The organism is Pseudoalteromonas sp. M58, from assembly GCF_042604605.1.
Lineage (GTDB): Bacteria > Pseudomonadota > Gammaproteobacteria > Enterobacterales > Alteromonadaceae > Pseudoalteromonas > Pseudoalteromonas tetraodonis.
The window spans coordinates 2,190,406-2,202,355 of sequence record NZ_CP152390.1 but is presented as its reverse complement, the minus strand read 5'-3'; the positions used below and the strand labels follow the sequence as shown (position 1 = coordinate 2,202,355).

The following is an 11,950-nucleotide window of genomic DNA, read 5'->3' as shown; positions in this document are numbered from 1 at the left end:
TCATATTATACTTTTTTGGTTAGCCACATACCGCCAAGTACGGAAGCAAAAAATAACCAAAACTCTGTTTTAAGTGATACCAGTTGTACAAGCCCAGGACCCGGACACACGCCACTTAAGCCCCAACCTAAACCAAATAAAATAGAGCCAGTAATTAACCGCGTATCGACCTTTTTTAAATCGCTAAGGCTTAGTTTGTCGTTAAACAACGGCGTGCCTTTTTTAGACATCCAAAACCATGCGCCCATCATAATGACCATTGCAACGGCCATGACAATAATTAAGCTACCGTCCCATTGCTGATTAAAGGTGAGAAAGTTAAGCACTTTATCAGGGTTGGTCATGCCACTAATAATTAGTCCCAAACCAAATACAAACCCTAAAATAAGCGTAATAATTGCGTGCATGATTTACCCTACTAAATTAGCGGTGATAATGGCGATTGCCATAAACGTACAGGTTGATACCCATGAACGAGCCGAAAAGCGAGACATACCACATACGCCGTGACCACTGGTGCAGCCATTCGCTAACGTGGTCCCCGCACCGACCAAAAGCCCTGCAATAATAATCATCCAAGGCGATAAGTTTAATTCGCCTACTAACAGCTCAGGGGCAAATAATTGTATAAATACACCTGCTAGTAATAACCCCATCACAAAACACAGTTTCCAACGAGAAGCTGCTGCCAGTGGATTAAAAATTGATTTTATAAGCCCTGAAATTCCCGCTACTTTACCAAATAAAACCAGTAATAACGCGCAGGCTAGACCAATTAAACCACCGCCAATAGCCCCAGATAGTGGTGTGAATTCGGTTGTCATCGTTTAAATCCTCCAAGCAAGGGATACACCCAATCCTGATTGTTCCATTGAAATTGATAGTTGTTGATTAGGCGCTAAATAGTTTGCACCTGTTACATTTTTAGAGGGTGAATAAAAAGCCATTGCGTTAAATTGCACCGCGTCACTAAGCGCATGACTAATGCCTGCTGTAAAATGCCATTCTTGCACACCGGGCGCTAAAATATTAAATAAAATGTCAGATGATGGAATGGGTTGCTCGGTATAAGAAGCACCAAACCTAATTTTTTGTTGCTCAGTGCGTTGCCATTGATAACCCAGTTTATAAATATTCATATCGTGCCAACCAAAGCCTGCTCCGGCTTCAGCCCCTAGTGGCGCTGACATTAAATTAGTAATAGGGTTGGCGATACTTTTTACTTTACTGTAATTTATTTTTTGCCAATCAAACACCACTTGGTGCGATGGTAAAAACTGCCAAGCGGTACCGAGCTGAATAGAGCTTGGTAAATCAAACCCGCCTTGCTCTGCAAACAGGCCGCTGTAACGGTCAAATTCATCCATAGACACTGATGAACGGTAACTGGCGCCCCAGCTAAGTGACGAGTTAATAATGTGGCTGATCCCAAGTTGCATTCCAATGCCTGTGCTGGTATCAACGCCATTATTAGACAGCGCCTCTGGCTTTTGCGAAAAGGCGGCAAAATTTGCCAAACCTTGTGCTTCAAATTGTTGCACTACATAAATAGCAGATACACCTAGGCGTATTTGTTCATTTAATTGATAGCTCATGGTTGGGCTGACAAATAGCTGTTTTAAGTCAACACCAGTGGTGCCGCCATAAAATGTGCCTTGAGGGGCAGAATCAGCCACATATTCTGTGTTCATTCCGCCGTTACCATAAACTAATAGGCCAATATTAATGCGCTCATTTAGTTGATGGCCAATAGCAAATTCGGGAATTGCAAATAAGCTGTTATCACTTTTTTTGGTGGTTGCGTCCAAATACAGTGCATTGGGAAAGTATTCATCGACCTTTGCAGCGGTGTAGTTACGCTCAGGAGCAAATAATTCTATGCCTACCGACATTTGCGTGCCATTAGCTGAAAAAGTAGCCGGGTTATTTGCACCTGACATTAATTCTTCTGATAACGCTACACCAGCACCTGCCATGCCTTTGTGAGTCATACCGTAGCCATGAGTAAAATAGCCATTCGTTGCAAATACATTAAATGTGCTTAACGCAGAGGTGAAAACAAGGCCTGAGAGTAACTGTTTTTTCATTTAAATTGAGACTAAGTAGAGAAAGTTGGCGAACAATAGCTAACTTTTTATATTCCAAAAAAGAACTTTAAAAGATTATATATACTAAAAAAGCATATTGTTTGTGGATGAGGAACAGGTAAATGAAAGGGCTTACAAAGGAGGGTTAAATACACTGGAGTAAAACAGCATTATTAAGCGCTATTTTACTCCAGCCAAGTGATTACATTGACTCTAATTTCATACCGCGTGTCTCTTTAATGTATTTAACTACAAAAAACACACTAATAAACGCCGAGAGGGTATAAAAGCCATAGGCGCCTGCTAAACCAATACTACCTAGCATGATAGGGAAGGTCATAGTAATAGCAAAGTTAGCTATCCACTGCGCACTAGCAGCAACTGCAAGCGCGGCGCCGCGAATGCGGTTATTAAACATTTCACCAAGCAGTACCCACACAATTGGGCCCCAGCTTAAACCAAAAAATACCACAAACAGGTTAGCCATTATTAAAGCAAAGGTACCCATATTTTCGCTAAGTGCTAACTTGCCCGCTTCATCAAGGCCTGCACTGCCAAAGGTGTAGGTAAGTGCACTTAAACTAATAAACATACCTATACTACCTACCAGTAACAATGGCTTACGTCCCACTTTATCAACTAAAGCAATAGCAATAAAAGTAGACAAAATATTAGTGGTACCCGCAAGCACGTTTATAAACAGTGATTGTGATTCATCAAAACCAGCGGCTTGCCAAAGTTCTGAACCGTAATAAAATACCACGTTAATACCAACAAATTGTTGAAACACTGACAAGGCCACACCCATCCAAACAATAGGGTGTACCTTTTTACTGCCATCGATAAATAAATCGCGAATACTTGGTTTTTTATCGCTTTTCAGAGACTGCTTTACGTCATTGATTTGCGCATCAGCATCATCGTTTGAAATTTTATTAAATACAGTTTTAGCGTGTTTAAGCTTGCCTTGTGCGACTAAGTAACGCGGTGACTCAGGAATAAACAAGACCCCAATTAAAAATAAGCCTGCAGGAACTAGTTCAGCCCAAAACATCCAGCGCCATGCAGCTAAGTCTAACAGTAAAATACCCTCGGCACCGCCTGCGGCATTAGCAATTAGGTAGTTACTTAAAAAGGCAGCAAATAAGCCAAGAACAATAGCAAGCTGCTGCAGTGTTGCTAAACGGCCGCGTAAGCTGGCAGGTGCTACTTCTGCAATATAAGCCGGCGCTAAAACAGATGCCGCACCTATACCTAATCCACCAAATAAGCGGTAAAAAATAAACTCAGCTGAGCTATCAGCAATACCAGAGCCAAATGCACTGATAGCAAATATAAGTGCAGTGACAATCATAATAGCGCGACGGCCAAATTTGTCAGCTAATGGGCCAGCAGCTAAAGCACCCAGCGCACAACCAAGTAAAACAGAGGCAACATTAAACCCTGTTGCTACACTGCTTGAGTTAAATGTATTACCTAATGCCGATACAGTGCCATTTATAACGCCTGAATCAAAACCAAATAAAAAGCCACCAATGGCGGCAACAGCCGATATAAAAATAACGTATAAAAGTGAGCACTTTGTCTGTGCGCTTTGCTCACCTTTAGTTGCATGCTGTGTTGTCATGTTGTTCAATCCTAATTTTTATTATGTGTAATGAAGTTAAAGTACCACTAATAATTTGCGGGCAACCTTAGCACAGAGTAATCACGCTAAAAAAGATATTTCAATAGTAATACGTATGCATAAATAAATTAATTGAGTTGCGCGAGGGTCTGTTTATCTTTTGAGATTGAAGTTTCAGCAGTGTGTTTGGTTTTTAAGCAAAATAGATCTTTTGCCATGTGAATGCCCGTAAATAGGTACTAACGCTTCGTTAATGTTAAACACGCACTGCTTGAAGGGTTCTGCTATCTACACAGGTGAAGATAAGGTGCAGGGTATAAAAAGGGTGCTCGGTTTTAACTTAGTTTATTAAGTAACAAACCTCGCTGAAATTAAAGCGCCCGAGATTGAATCAATTTAAATTCTAAAAGGCTATTAACTCCTAATTGGGTTGCTAAAAGCGCTCAAACAATTATACTGTTTTTATATACAGTATTGGCGGTTTTTATGAGAAAAGAGTTACCAGCAAAATATTATTTGGCACATTTTAAAGAGCTAATAGGCTTTGTGAGCGATAAATGTATGCATTTACTTGAGCAAAAGCACATTACATTTATTAATAAAATAAACACCCTCGACGAGCAAAGCCAATGCATGCTAGCACGTATTTATTCTCGTAAGCCTTATTTAGTGCAAACTCAGTCATTAAATTATGAAGAGATTATTTCGCCTTATCAGTCACTTTTTAATTTAAAAACAGCCGGATTAGTATATGAACCCTCACAAGCAGACGCTAAGCAACTGCTTAGTCACCTAACAAAGCCGGCCTTAATTGAGTTGTTATCTCAACAAGAGCAGCCACCATTATTTAAAAAAAGTGCAGCTAAAAGTTGTTTAGTTGAAGTCGCTATTTCATTTTTTGAATCTAAGCCAGAGCGTCTTTCGCATTTGTATAATCAGTATGTGATCAATAATAGAGATGAGTGTTACCAGTATTTTGAGTTTTTGTATATTGGCAGGCTCAGTGCCGGTGATGTTAATCATCAAAATCGGTTTGTACTAAGAGATTTAGGGGTAACTCCTGTTAGGCAAGGGCATAATGAAAGTTTGTCTCGCTTTGACTCAATTGAGGAAGCGCAATCTAACTATGTGTTAAACCGTTTTCGGTTAGCCGTTAAAAACGCGAAAGATGACAATGAAAATGAGACGTTAGCAAAACAGTTAATAAATGAATTAGCAGTAGGGGTTGTAGCTCGAGAGCTAAAGAATAAGTTATTGGTCATACTTTATAAGCAACTAAAAACAACTAACCCTGTATTAGCGTTTGATGTACTTAATGCCTGCGAAGACGATGCGCACGCACTAGAAATTCAAATAAGAGAGCAATACCGTTTAGGTAATAAAGAATGGGTAAAGGCGCAACTTGAGAAAATTATAGAAAATCCGCTCACCGATGAGTTACTGTACTTTGCGGATGACTTTTTAATGCGCAAATTTAACAAGCAAACACGCTCACGGCTTAGTGAAATGTTAGCCAGTACACGCTGTATTATAGAAGTTGATGAACTTTACCGTGGCGATGTTGAGTTAGGTGTAAGTGATCACTACACTCGTCAAGGCAAACAGGTTTTTTATACTGAAAATACTTTGTGGCAAAGCTTATTTGCGCTGGTTTTTTGGCAGGAGCTTTTTATTGAAACCCCGACACCGCCTTGTAATGAATTTGATATTTACCCGCAAGCCTTAAAAACAGACACCTTTTATTTAAATCAATCCTCACAAATAGAAGCGCGGCTGGCTGCGTGTAATAGTACCCAAAAACTGCTGCGTTTAGTGTGTAACCATGCAGCGAAGTATTATGAGCAACCAAATGGCTTATTTAGATGGCACAAAGATGTATTAAAGCCATTAGAGATGCTTATTTTAAACAGCCCGATAAATGCGCTATTAAGCCATTTAAAAAACATGGCAAAAAACTACCGACAATTAAAAGATGGTTACCCCGATTTAATGATTGTTGATAACAGCGCAGTTCATTTTGAGGAGGTAAAAGCGCCCGGAGACAAGCTTAAAAGAAACCAGCTAGTGAGCATCGATAATTTAAAAAACAGTGGTTTTAAAGTCAATATTGCAGCGGTGAAGTGGTATGTAGACCCTAACCGTATTTATAGTGTGGTAGATATTGAAACTACAGGAGGCCTCAAAGGCGGTAACCGCATTACCGAAATTGGTATTGTTAAAGTAAAGCAGGGCGAAATAGTTGATACATGGACCACATTGATAAACCCAGAGCGACCCATCCCGCGCTTTATTACCTCGCTTACAGGCATTAACGATGCCATGGTAAGCAATGCGCCCATATTTAGCGATATTGCAGCGCCGTTACTGAATCAGCTCTCAGGCAGTATTTTTGTGGCGCATAATGTTAATTTTGATTATGGCTTTATTAAAAAAGAGCTTGAGAGGATAGGGATTAATTTTAAAATGCCGAAACTGTGTACAGTCGTTGAATCACGCAAAGCATTTAAGGGATTAAAGTCGTATTCGCTGGGAAATTTATCTGCACACTTTAATTTAGACTTAACCAATCATCACCGTGCATTAGACGATGCCAAAGCGGCCGCGCAGTTATTATTACTGGTTCAGCAAACGGACAGTCAGTGATAGATTTACGTCAGTTAAAAGTATTTTGCTTAAAGTGGTAAAGTGCCTTGTGTATAAATACAGGGTATTAAAAAATTAGGTTTATCTATTTTTAATGGGCGATTAAAACTGCGCTAATAAAATAATCGCTGTAAGCTTTGCAATCCCATGATAATGTTAAATTTATGCTAACATATTTTAGGGCGGGTGTTTTAAAAGTGGTATATGTTTCTGGGCAAAAACAATAATAAATTAAGGATAATAATGAATCATCGACAATTGAGTGCCACTTTGCTGGTATTGATGGCTTTAATAACTGGCTGTAATTCGTCACCAATAAGTCTTTACAGCGATAATACCATGAAGAAAAAAGAATATAATGGTGTTAAGGCATACAAAAAAGGGGAGTTTGAAGAAGCTTTTAACTATTTAGAAGAGCCTGCTGCATTGGGTTATAAAAGTGCACAATACACCCTAGCGTTTATGTTTTTAAAAGGGCAATATTTAGAGCAATCAACTAAGCTTGGTATGGGGTGGTTAGGTGTTGCAGCAGAAGCTGGCGTTGAAAATTGGTCACAACAATATGATACTTTTTATGCCGCAGCGACAACAGAAGACAAACAAGAAATAGATGCAATTGTTGCCGTTTATACTGAGCAGTTTGGTGTTAAAGCTCAAAACATGACCTGCCGTAGGTCAACATCACCGAGACGAACATTCGGCGAAATTAAAATTGATTGTAATAAACACGATGGTATTGTCACCGTTCATGAAATACAAACAATAGAGTAAAGCTAGTTACTAACTAGCTTTTTCTCAAAATCACTTTTTACGATATCGAGCGCTTTTAATACTTCTTCGGGCTCTACGTCGTGTTGCTCTAATATCATAATTAAATCAACAGCCAGTTTTACGTGTGTAGGGGCGTCTTCTAGCGGGTTACTCATTAATATCTTTCTTTTTAGCAATCTGATCAATCGCAAAATTAATAGCAAGTTCAACGCGTTGCTGCATATCTAAACGATCTGTTTGAGTTAAATAAAATGCCATATCTACATCGTATCGAATATAACGTGGGGGTAATTGATTGAGTACGGTACAGCAAAAGTCAGCCATTACATCGTCGTTGTAACGCTCATTAAGTTTACGTTTTTCTATTTCTTCTAAAACGAGTTTTTCGTAAAAATTATGTATGTCGTCATCTAATCGCATATTCCAGTCACTCTTTGTTATTGTCTTTAATGAGTCTATACCAAGGACTGTTATAAATCGAGAGCCGCTTTAAATAGTTGTTTATGGACACTGACTAAAACATTGATGTTACGCTGATAACCACCACCTAAAGCGCACATAAGCGGGATGTTTCGCTGCTTACAAAAGTTAAGAACGGCAAAGTCACGCGCGTATACGCCAGCCAAAGAAACATCAAATAAGCCAAGTTCGTCTTTGGTATAAATATCGGCGCCCGCATTATATAAAATAATATCGGGCTGGTGGAGGCGAACACATAACTCAAGAGCTTGCTCTAGTGTTGTTAAATACTCTGCATCTGTGGTGTTTGCAGGTAAGGCAAAGTCATAGGTTGAGTGTTGCTTTTGTCGAGGAAAGTTTTGTTCACAGTGAATTGAGCAGCTAATTATGTGCTCATGGTGCTGGGTTATTTGTGCTGTGCCGTCACCTTGATGCACGTCACAATCAAATATTAATACGGTGTCGGCTTGCTCCGTTGCAATAAGGTGGGCTGCAGCAATGGCTAAATCATTAAAAATACAAAAGCCACTGCCGTAATTGCTGTAAGCATGATGATAACCGCCACTTAAATTAGCCGCTAAACCACTTTTAATTGCACTTTCAGCGGCTTGAATGCTAGCACCAACAGAGTAAAGGGTTCGCTCAACAAGTTCAGGAGAGTGAGGAAATCCCATTTTTTTAACTGCTTTGTCAGTTAACGAGCCATTTAAAAAATCAGCGATGTACTCTGAGCTATGACACAATTTTAATTGTGCTGTTGTTGCTGGCGAAGGTGATATAAATTGGGTGTAGCCTAAAAATTCAACTTCATGCTTGAGCTGCTGATACTTTTTAATTGGAAAGCGATGGCGCTCAGGTAACTCTAATTGCGAGTACAGATGGTGATAATAAAGCTGCATTAGCGTAACTGTTGTTTTTCTACTTGTTGAATTTTGTCTTCGGTGGCAGAAATTGCTTTTCTACAACGGCCGAGTCGTGCATGAGTGGTTAAAATTTCTTGATTAAGTTTTTGTGCTTGCGCAGGTGATGCTTTTTCCATTTGTAACTTACGCTCTTCAATCATCAGTACTAGGCGGCGTTCAAACTCATGGTTTTGCTTAAGCTCATCATACAGCTCATGGGATGACTGCATTATTTTTTGCACCGCTTGCTTATAAATAGGCTGTTTTGCTCGGGGCTTATAATGACTTTTGTTTTCTTTCACCCAAATAGGGGTCGATTTAATTACATTAAAGACCGCTTGTACCTGACTAGCAATGCGCTCAAGTGCGTAAGTGTAGGCATGGCGGTGATCGCTCGGTGGTAGGCTGGCTATTTCATCTTCTATTTCTACTACGTAATCAACCAAGTTCATGCTTTTGGTACTAAATACGGCTCTGTCAAATAGGCTCGGCTGTGCCTGCATATACCGATTTTTAGAAAAAAGCTTTGCTTTGTCAAATTGCTCTGCCTGTTGCTTAAGCGTGGCAACTTGTTGGCGTAGTTTGTCTAAAGCGGCAGGTTGCATGTTAAAAGTATGCCTCGTAAATTAGTTTTAATGCTAAAAGTATAACCATCGTATTAAATACTGGACGAATAAATTTACTGCCAAAACGAATAGCTGAATGTGCGCCAAACCATGCACCAAGCATGATAAAGAAGCCCATTGTAATTCCCAGTAAAAAGTTAACATGGCCAAGTGCAACAAAGGTGATCAGAGAGATGAAGTTAGAAACAAAATTCATTGAACGCGCCAAACCACAATTGAGTAGCAAACTCATTTTATAAAGCATACCGTTTGAGGCAGTCCAAAAAGTTCCCGTTCCAGGCCCAGCTAAACCATCAAAAAAACCTAGGCTTAATCCTTGTAGCCACTGTTTTACTTTTATTGTGCGGGTTAATTTAGGCAGATAATCACTTTGTGTGGTACTTAAATTACCAAACAAGCTGTAGCAAGCCACTAAAATAATAATAATGGGTAAGAGCTTATTTAAAAACTCGATACTTAAATGATCAACAATAAGTGTGCCTAACAAAGCACCTATGGCGGTAGCCATAATAGAAGCAAACCAAAATCGTGGGTTAAATAGTTGTTTTTTATAATAGGTGATACTGGCCGTTAACGAGCCAAAACTGGCGGCCAATTTATTAGTGCCAAGCGTTAAATGAGGAGGTAATCCTGCCGTTAACAGTGCTGGTACAGTGAGTAATCCACCGCCGCCAGCAATAGCATCAATAAAGCCAGCTAAAAGTGCAACGCCACATAAAATAGCCCAAGTTGTTGGGTCGAGTGCAAGTTCAAACATCAGTAATCTATTTGTCTTTTAAAAGGTGGTAAGGTGTCAAGCATGGCTTTGCCATATCGTTTGGTGACTAGGCGTCTATCTAAAATAGTTATTGTGCCTGCATCACTTTCTTTGCGCAGCAGTCTACCACAGCTTTGTACCAATTTCTTTGCTGCGTCTGGGACGGTTATCGATAAAAACGGATTCCCCCCTTTACTTTGCACAAACTCCGCTTGTGCTTCTTCTATTGGCGAGGTGGGCACCGCAAACGGAATTTTGGTAATAATCAGGTTTTCTAAATATTTTCCAGGTAAATCAAGCCCTTCAGAAAGACTTTGGGTACCAAATAAAATACTGCCTTTGCCTTCATCAATATTTTTAGTATGTAATTTGAGTAAAGCTTCTCGTGACATTTCACCTTGTACTAATAAGTTAAATCCTTTTGTTCTAAGAAACTTACTTACATGGTCCATTTGCCAGTAAGAGGCAAATAACACTAAGTTGGCTTTTTTAGTGTTTAGATACTCGGGTAATGTTTTAGCAATATGATCGCTAAACTCTTTATCTGTTGGCTCTATACTTGAGGCCGGAATGCGTAAAGTGGCTTGTTTTGGGTAGTCAAACGGAGAGGGGACTTTAATAAATTTCACCCCTTCCTCTTTGGCAAGGCCGCTTTCATAGGCAAAATGATCAAATGAACCGAGTGCGCTCAAGGTAGCTGAACATAACACGGCTCCAGCACATTCGTTCCATAGCTTATCTTTTAAATAGTAACCGACTTCAATAGGGCAGTCGCTAAGCAGGTGATCATGATGGCTTTTATATTCAAGTCGTTTTATCCATCGCGCATGCGGTGTGCCTTCGCCTTTAGTAGCGTAACTAAACCATAATTTATTAAGTTGTTCTAACCGGTTTATGTATTGCCCACTTTCAGCCAGAATGGGGTCGGCAACATAAGGTTTAATATCACCGTCGCTTACATCTTGGGTGAGGGTATCGTGCATCTTATTTAAACACCGTAATGCATCAAGCGTGGCTTCGCTAATGTCTTTTGCTTTTGCGTGTAACGATTTAGGAATTTCACCATGTTCAAAGCGATAGGTATCGTCTTTTGAATATTCAAAATCGGCGTTGTCGAGTATATCGCGCACCACTTTTAAATCTTTGTTGGCATCGTTAACGCTATCGCATAACTTAAAGTTTTGCCCAATGCCTTTTTGACCCACTAACACTTTGGCCATTTTGCCACTGAATTTAGTAAGTTTGTCGAGCCAATCTATCGTGCCTTTTATCGTAGCTGCAGCAGATGAAAAGTCGCGGGTAATATGTGCAAGGTGGTGCGCTTCATCGATTACATAAATGGTGTTGTCGGGCTCGGGTAAAATTTTTCCGCCCCCTAAGTCTAAATCGGCTAACAGTAACGAATGGTTTATAACCAATACATCCATTTGCATTAACTGCTGGCGGGCGAGTTGAAAAGGACATGTTTGGTGTGCTTTCATCTGACGTTGGCAGGCATGCTTATCACAAGCAATGAGCCCCCATACTCTATCAGGAATGGTATCGGCCCAGCTGTCTCTATCACCTTGCCATTTTTTATTGATATAGGCATCGTAAAGTTGTTTTAAGCACTTAGTTTCCATATCGCTTAATGGCGATGTAAGGGTAGGCATAAACTCCATTTGAGTTTGGCTATCGCTGTTTAGTGCATTATAAAGTTTGTGCGCACAGATATAACGTTGGCGACCTTTGACTAAATCAAATTTAAAATCGAGTCCTGAGTGCTTTTTAAAAAACGGCAGTTCTTTAGCGATTAACTGCTCTTGCAAAGCCACAGTAGCCGTAGAAATAACCAGTTTCTTTTTTTGTGCTAATGCCAGTGGCAGAGCGCCTAGGCAGTAAGCTAATGACTTTCCGGTGCCTGTGCCTGCTTCAATAACACAAATACGTTGTTTTTTATGGTATTCACCGGCTAATGTTTTGGCGATTTCAGCAACTAAATAGTTTTGACTACTGCGAGGGCGGTAATCGGTTAGGTTATTTGCAACATGCTGGTGTACTTGTCTAATTGTTTTTTTTAGTGAGCTCGATAGCATGTG

Annotated in this window: 12 protein-coding genes; 2 read left to right on the top strand and 10 right to left on the bottom strand. The window is 39.9% G+C overall.

Translation table 11 applies throughout. The features are described 5' to 3' along the window. Positions 1-5 precede the first annotated feature (5 nt). From AAGD16_RS10205 to AAGD16_RS10190, 4 genes are all read right to left on the bottom strand, one after another. Positions 6-407: a DUF6691 family protein gene (locus tag AAGD16_RS10205; protein ID WP_377111521.1), complete on the bottom strand. Its 402-nt coding sequence runs from the start codon at positions 405-407 to the stop codon at positions 6-8. Positions 408-410: 3 nt separating this feature from the next. Continuing rightward, a complete protein-coding gene (locus AAGD16_RS10200) occupies positions 411-824 on the bottom strand; it encodes a YeeE/YedE family protein (protein ID WP_036981994.1) in 414 nt (137 codons plus the stop codon). Positions 825-827: 3 nt separating this feature from the next. Beyond that, entirely contained in the window at positions 828-2,087 is a 1,260-nt protein-coding gene (locus AAGD16_RS10195; RefSeq protein WP_377111518.1) for an OmpP1/FadL family transporter, read from the bottom strand. A gap of 202 nt (positions 2,088-2,289) precedes the next feature. Then, positions 2,290-3,714: a sugar porter family MFS transporter gene (locus AAGD16_RS10190; RefSeq protein ID WP_377111515.1), complete on the bottom strand. Its 1,425-nt coding sequence runs from the start codon at positions 3,712-3,714 to the stop codon at positions 2,290-2,292. A gap of 486 nt (positions 3,715-4,200) precedes the next feature. Here AAGD16_RS10190 and AAGD16_RS10185 point away from each other — a divergent pair, with 486 nt between their 5' ends. Together AAGD16_RS10185 and AAGD16_RS10180 are read left to right on the top strand one after the other, a co-directional pair. Continuing rightward, the gene (locus AAGD16_RS10185; protein WP_377111512.1) at positions 4,201-6,357 is read left to right on the top strand and encodes an exonuclease domain-containing protein; all 2,157 of its coding nucleotides are present in this window, start codon (positions 4,201-4,203) and stop codon (positions 6,355-6,357) included. Between the two features lie 243 nt (positions 6,358-6,600). Further along, positions 6,601-7,128, top strand: a complete 528-nt coding sequence (locus AAGD16_RS10180; RefSeq protein WP_377111509.1) for a sel1 repeat family protein — start codon at positions 6,601-6,603, stop codon at positions 7,126-7,128. Between the two features lie 2 nt (positions 7,129-7,130). Here the strand turns inward: AAGD16_RS10180 and AAGD16_RS10175 are convergent, their stop codons facing one another. The 6 genes from AAGD16_RS10175 to dinG are packed head-to-tail and all read right to left on the bottom strand — an operon-like array spanning position 7,131 to position 11,947. After that, the gene (locus tag AAGD16_RS10175; protein WP_081745130.1) at positions 7,131-7,283 is read right to left on the bottom strand and encodes a YbaM family protein; all 153 of its coding nucleotides are present in this window, start codon (positions 7,281-7,283) and stop codon (positions 7,131-7,133) included. Next, complete coding sequence (locus AAGD16_RS10170; RefSeq protein WP_013465384.1) at positions 7,276-7,548, bottom strand: late competence development ComFB family protein; 273 nt, start codon at positions 7,546-7,548, stop codon at positions 7,276-7,278. Before AAGD16_RS10170 ends, AAGD16_RS10175 begins: the two co-directional genes overlap by 8 nt. Positions 7,549-7,598: 50 nt before the next feature. Continuing rightward, positions 7,599-8,486, bottom strand: coding sequence for a histone deacetylase (locus AAGD16_RS10165; protein ID WP_377111504.1), 888 nt, complete (start codon positions 8,484-8,486; stop codon positions 7,599-7,601). Then, positions 8,486-9,094: a primosomal replication protein gene (locus AAGD16_RS10160; RefSeq protein WP_377111501.1), complete on the bottom strand. Its 609-nt coding sequence runs from the start codon at positions 9,092-9,094 to the stop codon at positions 8,486-8,488. The genes AAGD16_RS10165 and AAGD16_RS10160 overlap by 1 nt, the downstream gene beginning before the upstream one ends. Position 9,095: 1 nt before the next feature. Then, positions 9,096-9,872 carry a TSUP family transporter gene (locus tag AAGD16_RS10155; RefSeq protein WP_058154995.1) on the bottom strand — a complete coding sequence of 259 codons (777 nt, stop codon included), beginning with the start codon at positions 9,870-9,872 and terminating at the stop codon, positions 9,096-9,098. Continuing rightward, complete coding sequence (dinG, locus tag AAGD16_RS10150) at positions 9,872-11,947, bottom strand: ATP-dependent DNA helicase DinG (protein ID WP_377111498.1); 2,076 nt, start codon at positions 11,945-11,947, stop codon at positions 9,872-9,874. The genes AAGD16_RS10155 and dinG overlap by 1 nt, the downstream gene beginning before the upstream one ends. Positions 11,948-11,950: the final 3 nt, after the last annotated feature.

What these genes read in the sequence shown, in the direction of transcription:
- AAGD16_RS10205 (WP_377111521.1), bottom strand. Translation starts at nt 407, where the DNA reads ATGCACGCAATTATTACGCTTATTTTAGGGTTTGTATTTGGTTTGGGA.
- AAGD16_RS10200 (WP_036981994.1), bottom strand. Translation starts at nt 824, where the DNA reads ATGACAACCGAATTCACACCACTATCTGGGGCTATTGGCGGTGGTTTA.
- AAGD16_RS10195 (WP_377111518.1), bottom strand. Translation starts at nt 2,087, where the DNA reads ATGAAAAAACAGTTACTCTCAGGCCTTGTTTTCACCTCTGCGTTAAGC.
- AAGD16_RS10190 (WP_377111515.1), bottom strand. Translation starts at nt 3,714, where the DNA reads ATGACAACACAGCATGCAACTAAAGGTGAGCAAAGCGCACAGACAAAG.
- AAGD16_RS10185 (WP_377111512.1), top strand. Translation starts at nt 4,201, where the DNA reads ATGAGAAAAGAGTTACCAGCAAAATATTATTTGGCACATTTTAAAGAG.
- AAGD16_RS10180 (WP_377111509.1), top strand. Translation starts at nt 6,601, where the DNA reads ATGAATCATCGACAATTGAGTGCCACTTTGCTGGTATTGATGGCTTTA.
- AAGD16_RS10175 (WP_081745130.1), bottom strand. Translation starts at nt 7,283, where the DNA reads ATGAGTAACCCGCTAGAAGACGCCCCTACACACGTAAAACTGGCTGTT.
- AAGD16_RS10170 (WP_013465384.1), bottom strand. Translation starts at nt 7,548, where the DNA reads ATGCGATTAGATGACGACATACATAATTTTTACGAAAAACTCGTTTTA.
- AAGD16_RS10165 (WP_377111504.1), bottom strand. Translation starts at nt 8,486, where the DNA reads ATGCAGCTTTATTATCACCATCTGTACTCGCAATTAGAGTTACCTGAG.
- AAGD16_RS10160 (WP_377111501.1), bottom strand. Translation starts at nt 9,094, where the DNA reads ATGCAACCTGCCGCTTTAGACAAACTACGCCAACAAGTTGCCACGCTT.
- AAGD16_RS10155 (WP_058154995.1), bottom strand. Translation starts at nt 9,872, where the DNA reads ATGTTTGAACTTGCACTCGACCCAACAACTTGGGCTATTTTATGTGGC.
- dinG (WP_377111498.1), bottom strand. Translation starts at nt 11,947, where the DNA reads ATGCTATCGAGCTCACTAAAAAAAACAATTAGACAAGTACACCAGCAT.